The sequence below is a fragment of the Methylobacterium sp. CM6246 genome (assembly GCF_054818005.1).
The window spans coordinates 1,778,442-1,794,555 of the sequence record NZ_JBTXKY010000001.1; the positions used below are offsets into that span (position 1 = coordinate 1,778,442).

16 protein-coding genes are annotated in these 16,114 nt (G+C 71.0%); 11 read left to right on the plus strand and 5 right to left on the minus strand.

Translation table 11 applies throughout. The annotated features are described in order from the left end of the window. Positions 1 to 99: 99 nt before the first annotated feature. The 4 genes from ACYQPG_RS08815 to ACYQPG_RS08830 are packed head-to-tail and all read left to right on the plus strand — an operon-like array spanning position 100 to position 2,732. Positions 100 to 423 carry an XdhC family protein gene (locus ACYQPG_RS08815; protein ID WP_147938896.1) on the plus strand — a complete coding sequence of 108 codons (324 nt, stop codon included), beginning with the start codon at positions 100 to 102 and terminating at the stop codon, positions 421 to 423. Beyond that, positions 423 to 1,124, plus strand: coding sequence for an XdhC family protein (locus tag ACYQPG_RS08820; RefSeq protein ID WP_147938895.1), 702 nt, complete (start codon positions 423 to 425; stop codon positions 1,122 to 1,124). Before ACYQPG_RS08815 ends, ACYQPG_RS08820 begins: the two co-directional genes overlap by 1 nt. Continuing rightward, positions 1,121 to 2,146, plus strand: coding sequence for a molybdopterin-binding protein (locus tag ACYQPG_RS08825; protein ID WP_419829207.1), 1,026 nt, complete (start codon positions 1,121 to 1,123; stop codon positions 2,144 to 2,146). The genes ACYQPG_RS08820 and ACYQPG_RS08825 overlap by 4 nt, the downstream gene beginning before the upstream one ends. Continuing rightward, positions 2,139 to 2,732: a nucleotidyltransferase family protein gene (locus tag ACYQPG_RS08830; RefSeq protein WP_419829999.1), complete on the plus strand. Its 594-nt coding sequence runs from the start codon at positions 2,139 to 2,141 to the stop codon at positions 2,730 to 2,732. Before ACYQPG_RS08825 ends, ACYQPG_RS08830 begins: the two co-directional genes overlap by 8 nt. Before the next feature lie 3 nt (positions 2,733 to 2,735). Here the strand turns inward: ACYQPG_RS08830 and ACYQPG_RS08835 are convergent, their stop codons facing one another. Further along, positions 2,736 to 2,909, minus strand: a complete 174-nt coding sequence (locus ACYQPG_RS08835) for a DUF2256 domain-containing protein (protein WP_419829208.1) — start codon at positions 2,907 to 2,909, stop codon at positions 2,736 to 2,738. 105 nt (positions 2,910 to 3,014) lie between these two features. Here ACYQPG_RS08835 and ACYQPG_RS08840 point away from each other — a divergent pair, with 105 nt between their 5' ends. Further along, entirely contained in the window at positions 3,015 to 3,173 is a 159-nt protein-coding gene (locus ACYQPG_RS08840) for a hypothetical protein (protein WP_187278133.1), read from the plus strand. Here ACYQPG_RS08840 and ACYQPG_RS08845 read toward each other — a convergent pair. Next, positions 3,154 to 4,341: an OpgC family protein gene (locus ACYQPG_RS08845; RefSeq protein ID WP_461230748.1), complete on the minus strand. Its 1,188-nt coding sequence runs from the start codon at positions 4,339 to 4,341 to the stop codon at positions 3,154 to 3,156. The two genes, ACYQPG_RS08840 and ACYQPG_RS08845, sit on opposite strands and share 20 nt — an antisense overlap. Positions 4,342 to 4,670: 329 nt before the next feature. Between ACYQPG_RS08845 and ACYQPG_RS08850 the strand changes: the two genes are divergently transcribed. After that, complete coding sequence (locus ACYQPG_RS08850; protein WP_419829210.1) at positions 4,671 to 5,618, plus strand: NAD-dependent epimerase/dehydratase family protein; 948 nt, start codon at positions 4,671 to 4,673, stop codon at positions 5,616 to 5,618. A 607-nt stretch (positions 5,619 to 6,225) separates the two neighbouring features. On the opposite strand, the gene ettA is transcribed toward ACYQPG_RS08850, so the two are convergent. The 3 genes from ettA to ACYQPG_RS08865 all read right to left on the minus strand — a co-directional run bounded on the left by ettA (position 6,226) and on the right by ACYQPG_RS08865 (position 9,246). Next, entirely contained in the window at positions 6,226 to 7,878 is a 1,653-nt protein-coding gene (ettA, locus tag ACYQPG_RS08855) for an energy-dependent translational throttle protein EttA (RefSeq protein ID WP_147938890.1), read from the minus strand. A 175-nt stretch (positions 7,879 to 8,053) separates the two neighbouring features. Next, the gene (locus tag ACYQPG_RS08860; protein ID WP_147910036.1) at positions 8,054 to 8,347 is read right to left on the minus strand and encodes a hypothetical protein; all 294 of its coding nucleotides are present in this window, start codon (positions 8,345 to 8,347) and stop codon (positions 8,054 to 8,056) included. A gap of 8 nt (positions 8,348 to 8,355) precedes the next feature. Beyond that, the gene (locus ACYQPG_RS08865; protein ID WP_147938889.1) at positions 8,356 to 9,246 is read right to left on the minus strand and encodes a DNA/RNA non-specific endonuclease; all 891 of its coding nucleotides are present in this window, start codon (positions 9,244 to 9,246) and stop codon (positions 8,356 to 8,358) included. 492 nt (positions 9,247 to 9,738) lie between these two features. Between ACYQPG_RS08865 and dxs the strand changes: the two genes are divergently transcribed. The 5 genes from dxs to hpnE all read left to right on the plus strand — a co-directional run bounded on the left by dxs (position 9,739) and on the right by hpnE (position 16,077). Continuing rightward, a complete protein-coding gene (dxs, locus tag ACYQPG_RS08870; RefSeq protein ID WP_419830000.1) occupies positions 9,739 to 11,703 on the plus strand; it encodes a 1-deoxy-D-xylulose-5-phosphate synthase in 1,965 nt (654 codons plus the stop codon). Between the two features lie 288 nt (positions 11,704 to 11,991). Beyond that, complete coding sequence (gene hpnA, locus ACYQPG_RS08875; RefSeq protein ID WP_147910332.1) at positions 11,992 to 13,020, plus strand: hopanoid-associated sugar epimerase; 1,029 nt, start codon at positions 11,992 to 11,994, stop codon at positions 13,018 to 13,020. Continuing rightward, positions 13,017 to 13,913, plus strand: coding sequence for a squalene synthase HpnC (gene hpnC, locus ACYQPG_RS08880; RefSeq protein WP_419829211.1), 897 nt, complete (start codon positions 13,017 to 13,019; stop codon positions 13,911 to 13,913). The genes hpnA and hpnC overlap by 4 nt, the downstream gene beginning before the upstream one ends. Beyond that, on the plus strand, positions 13,910 to 14,761 hold the full coding sequence (gene hpnD / locus ACYQPG_RS08885; protein WP_419829212.1) for a presqualene diphosphate synthase HpnD: 852 nt from the start codon (positions 13,910 to 13,912) through the stop codon (positions 14,759 to 14,761). The genes hpnC and hpnD overlap by 4 nt, the downstream gene beginning before the upstream one ends. Next, positions 14,761 to 16,077 carry a hydroxysqualene dehydroxylase HpnE gene (hpnE, locus tag ACYQPG_RS08890; RefSeq protein WP_147941240.1) on the plus strand — a complete coding sequence of 439 codons (1,317 nt, stop codon included), beginning with the start codon at positions 14,761 to 14,763 and terminating at the stop codon, positions 16,075 to 16,077. Before hpnD ends, hpnE begins: the two co-directional genes overlap by 1 nt. The last annotated feature ends 37 nt before the right edge of the window (positions 16,078 to 16,114 follow it).

The window sequence follows — 16,114 nt, forward strand, 5'->3', positions numbered from 1 at the left end:
GCCGTCACGATCCTGGGCGGCGCGGCGCCTTGCACGGCGCCGCCCGGGCCATACCTGTTGGTGGCGGGGGGCACCCGCCGGCCGAAGGTCTCGAGGGCCATGCTCAGCACCGATACAGACATCCTCGCCGCCGCCGCATCCTGGCGGCGGGACGGGCGCGCCGTGGCGCTCGCCACCGTGATCGAGACCTGGGGCTCGGCGCCGCGACCCGTCGGGAGCCACCTCGTGGTCGATGGAGACGGCAGTTTCCTTGGCTCCGTCTCGGGCGGCTGCGTCGAGGGATCCGTAATTACCGAGGCGATCGAGGTGATCGAGGCCGGAACGCCGCGCATCCTCGAATTCGGCGTCGCTGACGAGACCGCATGGCGGGCCGGGCTGTCCTGCGGTGGCCGAATCCGGGTGTTCGTCGAGCGGGTCGACTGATGCGCACCGAGATTCTGGACAGCCTCAACGCCGAGTGCGCCGCGCGCCGGGCCGCGATCCTGGTCACCGATCTGGCCGACGGGACGCAGCGCCTCGTTCGCGAGGACGAAATAGCCGCTGATCCGTCGGCGGAGGGTCTGCGCCGGCATATGGCCTCGGGCAAGAGCGGCTTGGTCGAAATCGACGGCCGGCAGGTTTTCTTGACCGTGCAGGTGCCTCCGGTTCGTCTCGTGGTGATCGGCGCCGTCCACATCTCGCAAGCGATGGCGCCCATGGCGGCCGGCCTCGACCTCGCCCTCACCGTGATCGACCCGCGTACCGCCTTCGCGAGCGCGGAGCGCTTTCCGGGTGTCGACCTCGTGGCCGAGTGGCCCGATGCCGCCCTTGGGGGCCGCGTGGCACCCCTCGATCGCTACTGCGCGCTCGCTGCGCTGACCCACGATCCCAAGATCGACGATCCGGCTCTGAAGGCGGCCCTGTCCGCCGGGTGCTTCTATGTCGGGGCGCTGGGCTCGCGGAAGACTCATGCAGCCCGCGCCGCAAGGCTCGCGGAGGCCGGTTTCTCATCCGAGCAGATCGGCCAGATTCGGGCGCCGATCGGGCTCGCCATTGGGGCGGTGAGCCCAGCCGAGATTGCGCTGGCGGTGCTGGCCGAGGTCGTCGCGACGCTCCGCCAGGTCCCGCGTCCGGAGGCCGCGTGAGGTTCGGTCCCGTGCCGGTCGCCGAGGCTGCCGGCTTGATCAGCGCCCATACCGTGCGGCGCGACGGCGTCACCCTGCGCAAGGGCGCGGTGATCCCCGAGGAGGCGGCTGCCAGCTTGGCCCGGGCGGGCCTCTCGGAGATCGTCGCTGCCGCCCTCGAACCTGATGACGTCGGCGAGGACGCGGCCGCAGCCCGGCTCGCCGCGCATCTGCGCGGGCCGAACCTGCGCGCGGAGGCCCCCTTCACCGGCCGTTGCAACCTGTTCGCCGAAACCGCTGGGGTCCTGACCCTGGCGCCGGCCTGGATCGACGCGGTCAACGCCGTCGACGAGGCGGTGACGGTGGCGACCTTGCCGCCGTTCAAGCCGGTGGTCGAGGGCGAGATGGTCGCCACCGTGAAGATCATTCCGTACGCCGTACCGGGTGCGGTCCTCGCGCGGGCCTGCGCGGCCGAGACCGGCGGAGCGCTGGCGGTGGCACCCTACCGCCGCCGGCGTGTGGGCGTGGTCTCGACCCGCCTGCCGAGCCTCAAGGAGACCACCATCGATCGGACGCTCCGCGTCCTGGCCGAGCGCCTCGCACCGGCCGGCGCCGCGATCGTCTTCGAGAATCGCGTGGCGCACACGGCCGGGGCCGTGGCGGGGGCGCTGATCGAGGCGATCGACGGCGCGGGCGTGGATCTAGTGGTCGTGTTCGGAGCCTCGGCCATCGCCGACCGGCGCGACGTGATCCCGGCCGGTATCGCGGCCGCGGGGGGGGGGGTGGAGCATCTGGGCATGCCGGTCGATCCTGGGAACCTGCTCCTGGTCGGCAGCCGGGCCGGCGTGCCGGTAGTCGGGGCGCCGGGCTGTGCCCGCTCGCCCAAGGAGAACGGCTTCGACTGGATTTTGCACCGGCTGCTGGCGGACCTGCCCGTGACGCGGGCCGACATCGTCGCCCTGGGGGTTGGTGGCCTGCTGATGGAGATCGTCTCGCGGCCGCAGCCTCGGGCCGGCGGCGAGGCGGCTGATGCCGATGTCTGAGATCGGCACCGTCCTGCTGGCGGCGGGCCTTGGAACCCGGTTCGGCCCGGAGCCCAAGATGTTGGCGCTGCTCGACGGCCTCCCGCTGGTCCGCCACGCGGCCGAGGCCGCCCTGGCGGCCGGTCCGCGCCCGGTGGTGGTGGTACTCGGCGCCCATGCCGACGCCGTGCGGAGGGCGCTCTCCGGGCTCGATGTGGTGCTGGTCGAGAACCCGGATTTCCGCGCCGGGCTGGCGACGTCGCTGCGTGCGGGCGTGGCGGCGCTCCCGCGCAACTGCGAAGCAGCCGTCATCGTGCTCGGCGATATGCCGCGGATCTTCGCGGATCACATCGACCGATTGGCCGCAGCCTTCGAAGAGTCTTCGCGTTCTGTGGCGGCCGTCGTCCCTGTTCTGAACAGCCTTCGCGGAAACCCGGTGCTGCTCAATCTGCGCCGTCTGACCGCCGACATCGGCCAGCTCACCGGCGACCGTGGCGCCGGACCGCTGCTCCGGGACCGCTCCGACATCCTGGAGATCCCGGGCGATGCGGGGACCGCGCTCGATATCGACACCCCGGCCGCGCTGCGGGCCGCCGAGGACGCCTGACGCTCAGCGCCCGGTCGCGCTCGGGGCGCGTCCGGCCTTGGCGTCGCTCCGGCAGCGGTCGGAGCAGTAGCGCACCTCGTCCCAGACCCGCTCCCACTTCTTGCGCCAGGCGAAGGGGCGGCCGCATTGGGCGCACACCTTCTCCGGGAGGTCGCCCTTGCGGCGCATCCGCGACATCGTTCCGACCCCTGTTACCGTGCATGATCCGGGGCGGAACAGGGCTGGGCCCGGTCCGTTCCGTCTTCACGACATCGAACACGTTGAACGAGGTGGGAGCGCGCCATGCTGAAAGTCACCTATATCGACTTCCACGATCGCTCGACGGATCGGCCCCTGAGCGGCTGGTACATCACCGATGCCAACGGCGCGATGATCGGCGACGCCCACCGCTACGATGACCAAGCCAGCGGGTTGCGCGCGCTCAGCGCCTTGAGCGTGTGACGCGACGCGGGCTTGCCCGGGTGTCCAGCACCTTGGCGAGCCCGAGCATCACCGCGAGTCCGGTGAGGTTGACCGCCATCTGGAGTGGCCACGCCGTGTCGAAGGTGCGGTAGAGGATCCGCCCGATCAGGGCCGCCAGGCAGCCGGCGGCAAAGATCTCCAGGGAATGTCGGCCGCAGGCATCGATCAGCCGCAGCCGGTGCCAACCGGAGAGGCGCCGGACGGCCGGGGCGCTGAAGATCAGGTAGGTCAGCGCGAGGATGTGCAGCAGGCGCAGCGGCGCGACATGGCCCTTGTCCGGCGGGCCGATCGGCAGCACCCGGAGATCCGGCAGGCCCCAGTCCGTCCAGGAGCCGCCCTGCAGCAGCCCGAACGCCAGGTAGGCGAAGGCGAGGGCGGCCGCCCAGTTGCGCCAGGGGAGCAAGCCGTTCCCGGCCCGGACCGCCATCGCCAGGACGGCTCCGATCACGAACAGGAACTGCCAGGCGAACGGGTTGAAGTACCAGCCGTCGTCCACCGCGGCGGCGTTTGGCAGGTTCAGGTGGGAATCGACGTTGGCGGCCAGCCATAGCGTACCCGAGAGCGCCAGCACCCCCCAGACCCCGCGTTGCAACCCGAAATAGATGGCCGGGAACAGGGCCAGCAGCAGGATGTAGAGCGGCAGGATGTCGAGGTAGTTCGGCAGCGCGTTGAGGACGAGGCCGCGCAGGAGGCCGGGCAGCAGCCCCATCTGCAGCAGCGGCGCGACGCCGAAGCGCGGCGTCAGCCCGGTGAGATCCATCCAGATGCGGACGATGATCAGCGTGGCGAGCAGCAGTCCGGCCTGGAACAGGTAGATCCGCAGGCAGCGCCGGGCGATGCGCGCCAGGGTCGGCCACGTCCCGGCCCGGCCGAACAGGCCGCCATAGGCCACCATAGACGCGTAGCCCGCCAGCAGTACGAAGATCTCGGCCGCATCCGAGAAGCCGAAATTGTGCAGGGTATAGAGCGCCGGCGCGTTGCGCGGGATGTGGTCGATGAAGATCGTCAGGAGCGCGAAGCCGCGCAGCACGTCGACCCGGGCGTCCCGGACGGGCTTCTTCGGAGCTGGCTCGGGCACCAGCGCCGGGTCCGACGCGGGTGCCATGCCGTTGATGGGCGCTCGCTCAAGGTCGTCGAGGCTTTTCACGCAGCCATCACCGGGACGCTCTTTCGCCAGGGTCGGCGCGGGACGTGCACCGCAATGCAATATAACTGACCCAAACACCAATGCCGCGACGGATCGCGCCGATCACGCGCCTTTGTTCCGGACCGCCCGGCGTTCGGCCTCCGGCCGATCGGGACCGTGCGCTACGCGCCGTTTTTCGGGGTGATGCGGCGCGGGGCTGCCCGACATCGGCAACGCTGAAGCCGGGCTGATCCGGATTGGCGTCGCATCGCGCCCGCGCACATCGCCGACGATCGCTGTTATAGAGGCGCCGGATCGATCCCGGTGGGTGCCGGGGAAGGGCAGGGTTCATGCGCGTCCTCGTCACCGGAGCCGGCGATTTCCTCGGCCGCCGCCTGCTCGAGGCGCTGCGGCAGGGGCTTCCCCCCGGCAGCCACATCCTGGGCATCGACCGCCGCCCGCTTCCGCCCCTCGACGGCGTCGCCGGCCTGGATGTCGACCCGTTCGATGCCGACAGGCTCGCGGCGGCGGTGGTGGCGTTCGAGCCGACCTTCGTGTTCCACCTGGCCGCCCTGGCGTCGGTCGCCAGGTCGAGCGAGACGCCGGCCTATGCCTGGCGGGCGGACCTGCTGGGCAGCCTCAACCTCGCCGAGGCCGTGGCGCGGACCCGGGCGACCCTGATCTTCCTGAGCTCGACGGTGGTGTACGGGGAGGCGTTCCGCGACAGGCCCCGGCCGGACGAATCCGTGACGCCCCGGCCCGATACGATCTCGGGTCGCACCAAGAGCGCCTGCGAGTACATTCTGCGCGACGTGCTGGCCAATGCCGGCGTGCGGCACCTCGTGCTGCGGCCCTCGAACTACATCGGCCCCGGCCAGAGCGAGACCTTCGTGGCCGCCTCCTTCGCGGGACAGATCGCGCGGATCGAGCGCGGCCTCGCCCCCCCGATCCTGGAGGCCGGGGACCTCTCCGCGGCGCGCGACTTCCTCGACGTGTCGGACGTGACCTCGGCCTGCCTGCGCGCCCTGGACCGGGCCGACGACCTGCCCGACGGCGGCACCTTCAACGTCGGCACCGGGATCGTCACGCCGGTCTCGGCGATCCTCGACCTGTTCCGCGACCTGACCGAGGCGGCGTTCACCGTGCAAGTCGCGCCCGACCGGACCCGGCCGACGTGCGCCCGCAGCCAGGGCTGCGATCCCTCGGCCTTCACGGCGGCCACGGGCTGGCAGCCCGCGATCCCCCTGGCACAGAGCCTTCAGGCGATGCTGGATGCGGCGCGGGGGCGCCTGGGATGAGGGGGCCTCTCGGCGTGAGAGGGCGAGCCGCCTGATCCGGCGCACGCGGAAGACGACGCGACGCTTTTCGAGAGGGTCGCCAGATCAAACTTCTCCCGCACGGGCTACAGGGTTCACGCATCGGTCATCGAAAGGCGCGACGCGCGCTCATCCCATTCGGCGACGGGTTGCGCAGGTGGGACTCATCATCTTTTCAACGGGCGGACAGCTCGGTTTTGGACGTCAAGCGGCGACTGGATCGATGCGGCCAAGCGCCGTCATCCCGGGGCCGCGAAGCGGAGCCCGGGAACCAGACACGCCGACGTGTCAAGCTCTTGCGCCGAAAGCGGTTCTGGGTTCCGGGCTCGCCTGCGGCGCCCCGGAATGACCGCCTCGGTCGTCGCGTAGGGGGGCTCAACCTTCGGAAGATGGATCGTCCAGCCCGTGTAACCCGTAGTCCCGGGGGGAGGAGAAACACAGCATTCCCCTCATCCGCGAACCGGCACCGATCTTCCAAGACGCGCCGCAGCGCCGGTCGCGAGCGAAGAACCCGGTCGCGGCCCTGCCTATCGGGACGAGGGCCTGGGATCGGCCCAAATGGTCCCGGCCCGAAGGCCGGGACCGAAACCTATCGCGAAAACTTCTTGTACTTGATCTTCTTCGGCATCAGCGAATCAGCCCCGAGCCGGCGCATCTTGTCCGCTTCGTAGTCGGAGAAGTTGCCCTCGAACCATTCCACATGGCTGTCGCCCTCGAAGGCCAAGATGTGCGTCGCGATGCGGTTCAGGAACCAGCGATCGTGGCTGATGATCACCGCGCAGCCTGCGTAATCCTCCAGCGCGTCCTCGAGGGCGCGCAGGGTCTCCATGTCGAGGTCGTTGGTCGGCTCGTCGAGCAACAGCACGTTGGCGCCGCCCTTCAGGGTCCGGGCGAGGTGGACGCGGTTGCGCTCTCCGCCCGACAGGGTGCCGACCTTCTTCTGCTGGTCGCCGCCCTTGAACGCGAAGGCCGCGCAATAGGCGCGGGAATTGATCTCGCGCTTGTTGAAATAGATGATGTCGTTGCCGCCCGAAACTTCCTGCCAGACCGTGGCGCTCGGATCGAGGGCGTCGCGCGACTGATCGACGTAGCCGAGCTTCACCGTCTCGCCGACCGCGATCTTGCCGCCGTCCGGCGTCTCCTGGCCGGTGATCATCTTGAACAGGGTGGTCTTGCCGGCGCCGTTCGGCCCGATCACCCCGACGATGCCGCCGGGCGGCAGCTTGAACGACAGGTCTTCGATCAGCAGGCGGTCGCCGAACGCCTTGTTCAGGTGCTCGAACTCGATGACGTTGTTGCCCAGCCGCTCGTCGATCGGGATGACGATCTGCGCGGCGGCGTCGACCTTGTTGTTCTGCTTGGCGACCAGCTCCTCGTAGCGGGTGATACGGGCCTTCGACTTCGACTGCCGGGCTTTGGGCGAGGCGGCGATCCACTCCTGCTCGCGCGTGATCGAGCGCTGGCGGGCCATGTCCTCGCGGCCCTCCTGCTGGAGGCGCTTCTGCTTCTGCACCAGCCAGGCCGAGTAGTTGCCCTCGTACGGGTAGCCCCGGCCGCGATCGAGCTCGAGGATCCAGCTGGTGACGTTGTCGAGGAAGTAGCGATCGTGGGTCACGATCAGGATCGCGCCCGGATAGGTCTTCAGGTGGCCTTCGAGCCAGTTCACGGTCTCGGCGTCGAGGTGGTTGGTCGGCTCGTCGAGCAGGAGCAGCTCCGGCTCCCACAGCAGCAGCTTGCACAGGGCCACGCGACGGCGCTCGCCGCCCGACAGGGTCGCGACCGGCTGCTCGTCGCTCGGGCAACCCAGGGCCTCCATGGCCTGATCGACCTTGGAATCCAGCTCCCAGAGGTTGGCCGCCTCGATCTTGTCCTGGAGCGCCGTCATCTCGTCGGCGGTCTCCTCGGAATAGTTCATGGCGAGTTCGTTGTAGCGGTCGAGTAGCGCCTGCTTCTCGGCCACGCCCTCCATGATGTTCTGGCGGACCGACTTGTTCGGGTCGAGCTGCGGCTCCTGCGGCAGGTAGCCGACCCGGGCGCCCTGGGCGACAAAGCCCTCGCCGGTCCACTCCGTGTCGATGCCGGCCATGATCTTGAGCAGGGTCGACTTGCCCGAGCCGTTGATGCCGAGCACGCCGATCTTGGCGTCCGGGTAGAACGACAGGTTGACGTCCTCCAGGACTTTCTTGCCGCCCAGGTAGGACTTCGTGAGTCCCCGCATGTGGTAGATGAATTCGCGAGCCATCGCGGATCGTCCTCGGCGCGTTGTTCGGGGCTGCGCGGTGCGTGCCAGCGGCACGGGTCAGGTCCGGGGCCTTGGACCCGTCCTGTACGCGCGTTCCCCACGATATAAGAATGTCGCCGACCGAGTATCAGGCCCGCCCGGTACCGGCAAGGACGCCGGGCGGGCCGACCGCGGCTCAGGCGAAGGGATTGGCCACGGATTTGGGCGCCGCGTCCGGCGCCTCGGCCACCACGTCCGGCAGGTCGCCGGCCTCCAAGGCCTTCACGATGGCGTCGAGGGTGGCCTGGAGCAGGCGCGCCTGCGCCAGGCCGGCCTTGTCCCTGGTGAGGTCGAGGGCGCCGTGAAGGGCGATTCGGTCGGTCCCGTTCTCGAAGCTCAGGGCGCCGATGGTGCGGACCGACGCGTCGTCGGCGAAGGGCTCGAAGGCACCCGCCTTGGGTTTCCGGCGGCTCGGCTTGTCCTCTGGCATGGTCCCTCTCAGAAGATCGATCGCAGCAGGTCGCGCAGGACCTTGCGCGCGGCGCGGTGAAGCTCGTGGCCGAGCCAGTCCTGCCAGCCCTGCTCGGGCCGGGGGCGGTGCCCCTCCGAGCGCGCCCCGGCACGGGGGTCCGGCAGGGTCATCGCGCTGGCTCGGGCGGCGGGCGGCAGGGCCGGGAACACGTCGATCCCGGCCTCGCGGGTGAGGTCGTCGATCGAGACGGCGCGCCAGTCCCGGGCGGCGTCGTTGCGGGCGAGATAGGCCGCGGCCTCGCCGCTCGCCGGGTCGTAGAGCGCCTTGAACAGCTGGGTGGGCACCAGAACCCCGCCCTTGATCTGCTGGACCGCGGCCCCGGAGAAGATCACCCCGGTGACGACGAAGAGTGCGCCGCGCCGGCTCGCCAGCCGGCGGGTGCCCTCCTCGATGTCGGCCCAGAGCCCGCGGTTGAGCGTCCGGTCCTGTGGCACGATGTTGGCCAGGCTGAACGATTCGGCCTGGGCGGTCACGGTGGGCATGTCGCCCGCCGGGGCGAGGTGTCCGCGGTCGAAGCCGCTGCGGACGTAATCCTCCAGGGATGCGCGCTCGGCATCCGGCAACCGCGCCTCCTCGTGGAACGCGTCGTCGCGGGCGACCGTGCGGGCGTCGGCGACGCTGGCCCGGGTGAGGTGCTCGGCGGAATAGAGCGGCGTGCGCGTCACCCCCGAATGCAGGACCGCGAATGCTTCGAAGCAGAGTGGCACCGTGCGGGCGGCGAGCTTTGCGTTCGTCAGGACCGGCGCGAGCCCGCCGGCGAACAGGGCCGGGCAGGTCTCCTGGGATCGCGCCGGCGCCGACAGGGCGAGGACGGCCAGCGCGGCGGCACACCCCCCCCGGGGCAGCGCTACCAGCATACCCGCACCCGCCGGGGACCCTCCGGGGTCGGACGGTCGCGCCACGCGCAGGGGCGGCCGAGGCTCCCCGTGAAGGGCCGGGCGTCGCGGTCCGGACCGCCGGGCTGGACCCGCGGCGGGCAGGCGCCCAGGAAGTTGCACGGGAAATCGAGGTTGCCGTCCGGCGGTCGAGGACTGGCGTAAGCTTGGCCGGCAAAAGCTTGGCCGGCGGGGGTAATCGCCAGCATGAGCAGAATGATGCACAGACGAGCCGGGCTCAAGAGCGGACCTCATGTGGCGGTAAGGGCACGTGACTGGAAAAAACGCCGGTCGGACATTGATCGCGCCGCCGATCGTTCGTACGTGGCACTATCATGACAGCGACGGTCGGGTCGGTTCTAGCATGAACGCGTGCCCACCGGGTGCTGGCGTCGTGACGGCGAGACCCCTTTTTCGGAAGCCCGCGTGACGGGGCCGTTACCACACTCGAACGAGCGGATGCTTCCCTTGGCGATATCCTCTGACCACGCGGCGTTGCTCGACCGTATCCCGGAGCCTGCGGCGCTCCGGCAGCTTCCCGAATCCGAGTTGCAGGCGGTGGCGGACGCGGTGCGGGCCGAGATGATCGACGCGGTGTCGATCACCGGCGGCCATCTCGGCTCCGGGCTGGGCGTGGTCGAGCTCACGGTCGCCCTGCACCACGTGTTCGACACCCCCGACGACCGCATCGTCTGGGACGTCGGCCACCAGTGCTACCCGCACAAGATCCTGACCGGACGCCGCGACCGCATCCGGACGCTGCGCCAGGGCGGCGGCCTGTCCGGCTTCACCAAGCGCTCCGAGAGCGCCTACGACCCGTTCGGGGCCGCCCATTCCTCGACCTCGATCTCGGCCGCGCTCGGCATGGCGGTCGCCCGCGACCTCGACGCCGAGGCCGCCAAGGCCAAGGGCCGGACCGCGAAGCGCCGCAACGCCATCGCGGTGATCGGCGACGGCTCGATGTCGGCCGGCATGGCCTACGAGGCCATGAACAACGCCGGCGCCCTGCACTCGCGCCTGATCGTCATCCTCAACGACAACGACATGTCGATCGCCCCGCCGGTGGGCGCGATGTCGGGCTACCTGGCGCGGCTGGCGTCGGGCGGCACCTACCAGTCCCTGCGCGAGACCGCCAAGCAGCTCGGCAAGCTCCTGCCCAAGGCGCTCTACCAGCGCGCGGCGGCCGCGGAGGAGTACGCCCGCTCCCTGGTGGTGGGCGGCGGCACGATGTTCGAGGAGATGGGCTTCCACTATGTCGGCCCGGTCGACGGGCACAACCTCGACCAGCTGCTGCCGGTGCTGAAGAACGTCCGCGACGCCGAGCACGGCCCGATCCTGCTCCACGTCGTCACCCGCAAGGGCAAGGGCTACGCGCCGGCCGAGGCCAGCGCCGACCGCTACCACGGCGTGGTCAAGTTCGACGTGGTCTCGGGCGTCCAGGCCAAGGCCAAGCCCAACGCCCCGGCCTACACCCGGGTGTTCGGCGAGAGCCTGATCAAGGCGGCCGACGCCGACGACCGGGTCGTGGCGATCACGGCGGCGATGCCGGGCGGCACCGGCATCGACCTGTTCGGCAAGGCGCACCCGGACAAGACCTTCGACGTCGGCATCGCCGAGCAGCACGCGGTGACGTTCGCGGGCGGGCTGGCGACGGAGGGCTACCGGCCGTTCGTGGCGATCTACTCGACGTTCCTGCAGCGGGCCTACGACCAGGTCGTGCACGACGTGGCGCTGCAGAACCTGCCCGTGCGGTTCTGCCTGGACCGGGCCGGTCTGGTCGGCGCGGACGGGGCGACCCATGCCGGCGCGTTCGACCTGGCGTACCTGTGCTGCCTGCCGAACATGACCGTGATGGCGGCCTCCGACGAGGCCGAGCTGGTGCACATGGTGGCGACCGCGCACGCCCATGACAGCGGCCCGATCGCGCTGCGCTACCCGCGCGGCGAGGGCGTCGGCGTGGAGCTGCCGGAGCGGGGCGAGGCGCTGGCGATCGGCAAGGGCCGGATGGTGCGCCAGGACCCGGAGGCGCGGGTGGCGATCCTGTCGCTGGGCACGCGGCTGTCCGAGGCGCTGAAGGCGGCCGACACGCTGGCGGAGCAGGGCGTGGCGGTGACGGTGGCGGATGCGCGCTTTGCCAAGCCGCTGGACGAGGCGCTGATCCTGGACCTGGCGCAGAGCCACGAGGTGCTGATCACGATCGAGGAGGGCTCGCGCGGCGGGTTCGGGGCGATGGTGCTGCACCTGCTGTCCGAGCGGGGCGCCCTGGATGCGGGGCGCGTCCGGGTGCGCACCCTGACGCTGCCGGACCTGTACCAGGACCACGACAGCCCGGAGAAGATGTACGCCGAGGCCGGCCTCGACGCCGCAACCATCGTCAAAACCGCGCTCGCGACCCTGCCGGAACGCAAGGAAGGCCGCTCGCGCCTGCGCCTGGCCTGACCTCGGCGTGCCGCGTCGCGGCGATTCCCCGGCTGGGGCCCGGATCCGGTCCCGCTGCGCGTCACCTGTCCGGGGGAGGGGCGGTGCCGGGTCGGACGCGGCGCCCCGTCCCGGGCGCATGCAGCGCCAGCGGACTGCGACACGGGATCCCGCTCGACCGGCTCCGCGGAGCGACTCCGGGCGAGCCGGGTCCGCCCTTCGCTTGCCGCCCGGGCGGTTCGATGACACAAGCGCGGCGCGGCGGGGTTCCCCGCCCGCGCCGGCATCCCGCAACGCTTTAGACACGCGATGGTAGAGGCCACTTCCTCCGGCCCGTCCGAGGTCGGCCCCGTGCTGATCACCGGCGCGAGCGGGTTCCTCGGTTCAGCCCTGGTCGACGTGTTCCGCCGGGCCGGCTTCCCGGTGCGCATCCTCGTGCGCGCCACGAGCCCGCGCCGGAACCTGACCTGGACCGATGTCGAGATCGCCGAAGGCGACATGCGCGACCCGGCGGCCGTGGCCGCCGCCCTGCGCGGCCAGCGCTACCTGATCCACGCCGCGGCCGATTACCGGCTCTGGGCACCGGATATGGAGGAGATCGTCCGCACCAACCGCGACGGCACTCGCCTGATGATGCGCGCGGCCCTCGATGCAGGCGTGGAGCGGGTGGTCTACACATCGAGCGTCGCCACCATCAAGCCGCCGGCCGACGGGGTCACGCCCTCCGACGAGACCATGCCGCTGACGCCCGAGACCGCCATCGGCGCCTACAAGCGCAGCAAGGTCGTGGCCGAGCGCGTGGTCGAGGAGATGATCGCCCGGGACGGGCTGCAGGCGGTGATCGTCAACCCGTCGACGCCGATCGGCCCCCGGGACGTGAAGCCGACGCCCACCGGCCGGATCATCCAGGAAGCGGCGCTGGGCAAGATGCCGGCCTTCGTGGATACCGGGCTCAACCTCGCCCATGTCGACGACGTGGCCCACGGCCACCTGCTGGCTCTGCGCCGGGGCCGGATCGGCGAGCGCTACATCCTCGGCGGCGAGGACGTGTTCCTGTCGCAGATGCTGGCCGACATCGCCGGCATGGTCGGGCGCAAGCCCCCGACCGTGAGCCTGCCGCGAGCCGCCGTCTACCCGGTGGCGTTCTTCGCCCAGCTCGCCGCCCGGGTCACCGGCCGCCAGCCGTTCGCCACGATCGACGGCATCCGCATGTCCCGCTATCGGATGTTCTTTTCGGACCGGAAGGCGCGCCAGGAACTCGGCTACACCGCGCGGCCCTATCGTGAGGGCTTGTCAGACGCGATCGCGTGGTTCCGCCAGGCCGGGTATCTCGGATGAGCAAGCTCGACACCGCGACCGCGGCACGCTCCGGCAAGGGGCACCGCGACGAGAACTTCCCGGTCGCCTCGCACCTGATCCATCCGCGCCACCGCGGGGCGATCCTGGCGTTCTACAACTTCGTCCGCGCCGGCGACGACGTGGCCGACCACGCGGACCTCGCGTCCGAGCGCAAGCTCGCGCTGCTCGACCAGCTGGCCGACGCGCTCACCGGCGCCGGCCCCTCCGACCCGGAGGCCGAGCCGCTCAAGCGTGAACTCGCCGCCCGCGGCCTGCCGCCCCGCCACGCGCTCGAACTGCTCGACGCGTTCCGGATGGACGCGCGCAAGAACCGTACGGCGAACTGGGACGAGCTGATCCATTACTGCCGCTACTCGGCGATGCCGGTCGGGCGCTTCGTGCTCGACGTCCACGGCGAGGATCCGGCCCGGGTCTATAAGGCCTCCGACGCGATCTGCGCGGCGCTCCAGATCATCAATCACCTCCAGGATTGCGGCAAGGATTTTTCCGGGCTCGACCGGGTCTACATCCCGCAGGATGCCCTCGACCGGCACGGCGCGACCGTGGCGATGCTGGGCGCGCCGAAGGCGACCCCGCACCTCCGGGCGGTGATCGCCGAGCTGGCGCAACGCTGCCTCGACCTCCTCGACGAGGGCTCGGCCCTGCCGGACCTGATCGACGACCTGCGGCTCTCCCTGGAGATCGCCGCGATCCATCGGCTCGCCGTGGTGCTCGCCAAGGGTCTGACCACGCGCGATCCGCTCTCGGACAAAGTCCATCACGGCAAGGCCGCCTTCGCCCTCACCGCGCTCGGCGGCGTCGCCGCCACCCTGGCGCGCCGGCCCTTCCGGGGCCGGATCGTGCGGGGCGCGGCCCAGGGAATCCGCTCGTGAGTGCCACCGCGACCCCCATCCCCGATCAGGACGCGGCCGCCCCGGCCCTGCCGGCCGCCGGCTCGTCGTTCTATACCGCCATGCGCCTGCTCCCGAAGGAGCGGCGCGAGGCGATGTATGCCGTCTATGCCTTCTGCCGCTCCGTCGACGACGTCGCCGACGATGGCGGGACACGGGCTGTGCGGCAGGTCGAGCTCGACCGCTGGCGCGCCGACATCGACGCCCTCTATGCCGGCCGTCCGGCCGCGCGGGTGCGCGACCTCGTCGAGCCGGTGCGCCGCTACGACCTGAAGCGCGAGGATTTCCAGGCGGTGATCGACGGCATGGCCATGGATGCCGTCGCGGACATCGTGGCCCCCGATGCCGAGACCCTCGACCTCTATTGCGACCGGGTCGCGAGCGCGGTCGGCCGCCTGTCCGTGCGGATCTTCGGCATGCCGGAGGCGGACGGCATCCGGCTCGCCTGGCACCAGGGCCGGGCGCTCCAGCTCACCAACATCCTCCGGGACATCGACGAGGATGCCGAGCGCGGCCGCCTCTACCTGCCCCGCGAGAAGCTGGCCGCCATCGGGCTGGCCGATCCCACCCCGGCGCAGGCGGTCGGCCATCCGCGCATCGGCGAGGTGTGCATCTCGCTCGCACGCGAGGCCGAGGATCATTACCAGGCGACCTGGGAGATCATCCGGCGCAGCCCCCGCAAGGCGACCAAGGCCGCCCGGCTGATGGCCGCTGCCTATCACCTCTACCTGAAGGCGGTGCTCGAACGCGGCTGGGCGATGCCCCGCGCCCGGGTCAAGCCCGGCAAGCTGGCGCTGCTCGCCGTCGTCCTCCGGCACGGTTTGGTCTGATGGGAATCGTCCACGTCGTCGGGGCCGGGCTGGCCGGCCTCTCCGCCGCCGTCGCGCTGGCCGAGACCGGTGCCCGGGTGGTGCTGCACGAGGCCGCCAAGCAGGCCGGCGGGCGCTGCCGCTCCTATTACGACCCGGCCCTGGGCCTGACGATCGACAACGGCAACCACCTGCTGCTGTCTGGCAACGCCGACGCCCTGGGCTTCCTCAAGACCGTCGGCGCCCCCGCCGACGCGCTCACCGGGCCCGACGAGGCGGCCTTCGATTTCGCCGACCTGAAGACCGGCGAACGCTGGTGCCTGCGCCCGAATGCCGGGCGGCTGCCCTGGTGGGTGATGAGCCCGTCCCGCCGCGTGCCCGGCACCCGCGCCCGGGATTACCTCGCCCCGCTCGGGATCCTGCGCGCCGCCTCGGGCAAGCCCGAGGGCGCCGGGGGCACGATCGGCGACAGCATGGCGTGCGAGGGCGACCTCTACGCCCGGCTCTGGCACCCGGTCCTGCTGGCCGCGCTCAACACCGAGCCCCGGGACAGCGATGTCGGGTTGGCCGCCCGGATCCTGCGCGAGACCCTCGGCGCCGGCGGCAAGGCCTGCCGCCCGCTGGTGGCGGTGGAGGGCCTGTCCTACGCCTTCGTGGACCCGGCCCTGCGCTACCTGAGCGCCCGCGGCTGCGAGATCCGCGTCGGCCGGCGCCTGCGCGGCCTCGATGGCGCCGACGGCCGAATCGGGCAGCTGCTGTTTTCCGACGGCCCGGAGGCGATCGGCCCCGACGATGGCATCGTGCTCGCCCTGCCGCCCTGGGTAGCCCGCGAAGTGTTGCCGGGTCTCCTCGCCCCGGTGGAATTCCGATCTATCGTGAATGCGCACTTCGCACTTGCGCCGAGGACCGGCAGCCCGCTGGTCCTCGGCGTCGTAAACTCCCTGACGGAGTGGCTTTTCGCCTATCCTGACCGGTACTCGGTCACGATTAGCGGTGCCGATCGGCTGCTCGACGTGCCCCGGGAAGACCTCGCCCGCCAGATCTGGGGTGAGATCGCACAGTTGTGCAGTCTTGCCCCGGAACTGCCCAGCTGGCAGATCGTAAAGGAGAAGCGTGCGACCTTCGCGGCGACGCCGGCCGAGGCCGCGCGTCGCTCGGGGGCCGAAACCGCCTACGAGAATCTCGTCCTGGCAGGCGATTGGACCGCCACCGGTCTGCCATCGACGATCGAGGGAGCGATCCGCTCGGGCAAGACGGCCGCGCGTGCGCTGCATCACGGATCGTCCGTGCGCGGCGGGTTACGCGCGCCGGTATCGGGCGCATTGGGCGCCGCTTGAGGCATGGCGGCCGCAACGCAGCGGCCGTTCGAGGCGA

Bases quoted from the DNA above. Each gene is read 5' to 3' on its own strand.
- ACYQPG_RS08830 (WP_419829999.1), top strand. From the start codon at position 2,139: ATGTCTGAGATCGGCACCGTCCTGCTGGCGGCGGGCCTTGGAACCCGG.
- ACYQPG_RS08850 (WP_419829210.1), top strand. From the start codon at position 4,671: ATGCGCGTCCTCGTCACCGGAGCCGGCGATTTCCTCGGCCGCCGCCTG.
- hpnC (WP_419829211.1), top strand. From the start codon at position 13,017: ATGAGCAAGCTCGACACCGCGACCGCGGCACGCTCCGGCAAGGGGCAC.
- ACYQPG_RS08840 (WP_187278133.1), top strand. From the start codon at position 3,015: ATGCTGAAAGTCACCTATATCGACTTCCACGATCGCTCGACGGATCGG.
- ACYQPG_RS08865 (WP_147938889.1), bottom strand. From the start codon at position 9,246: ATGCTGGTAGCGCTGCCCCGGGGGGGGTGTGCCGCCGCGCTGGCCGTC.
- ACYQPG_RS08815 (WP_147938896.1), top strand. From the start codon at position 100: ATGCTCAGCACCGATACAGACATCCTCGCCGCCGCCGCATCCTGGCGG.
- ACYQPG_RS08835 (WP_419829208.1), bottom strand. From the start codon at position 2,909: ATGTCGCGGATGCGCCGCAAGGGCGACCTCCCGGAGAAGGTGTGCGCC.
- hpnA (WP_147910332.1), top strand. From the start codon at position 11,992: ATGGTAGAGGCCACTTCCTCCGGCCCGTCCGAGGTCGGCCCCGTGCTG.
- ettA (WP_147938890.1), bottom strand. From the start codon at position 7,878: ATGGCTCGCGAATTCATCTACCACATGCGGGGACTCACGAAGTCCTAC.
- ACYQPG_RS08860 (WP_147910036.1), bottom strand. From the start codon at position 8,347: ATGCCAGAGGACAAGCCGAGCCGCCGGAAACCCAAGGCGGGTGCCTTC.
- ACYQPG_RS08820 (WP_147938895.1), top strand. From the start codon at position 423: ATGCGCACCGAGATTCTGGACAGCCTCAACGCCGAGTGCGCCGCGCGC.
- hpnE (WP_147941240.1), top strand. From the start codon at position 14,761: ATGGGAATCGTCCACGTCGTCGGGGCCGGGCTGGCCGGCCTCTCCGCC.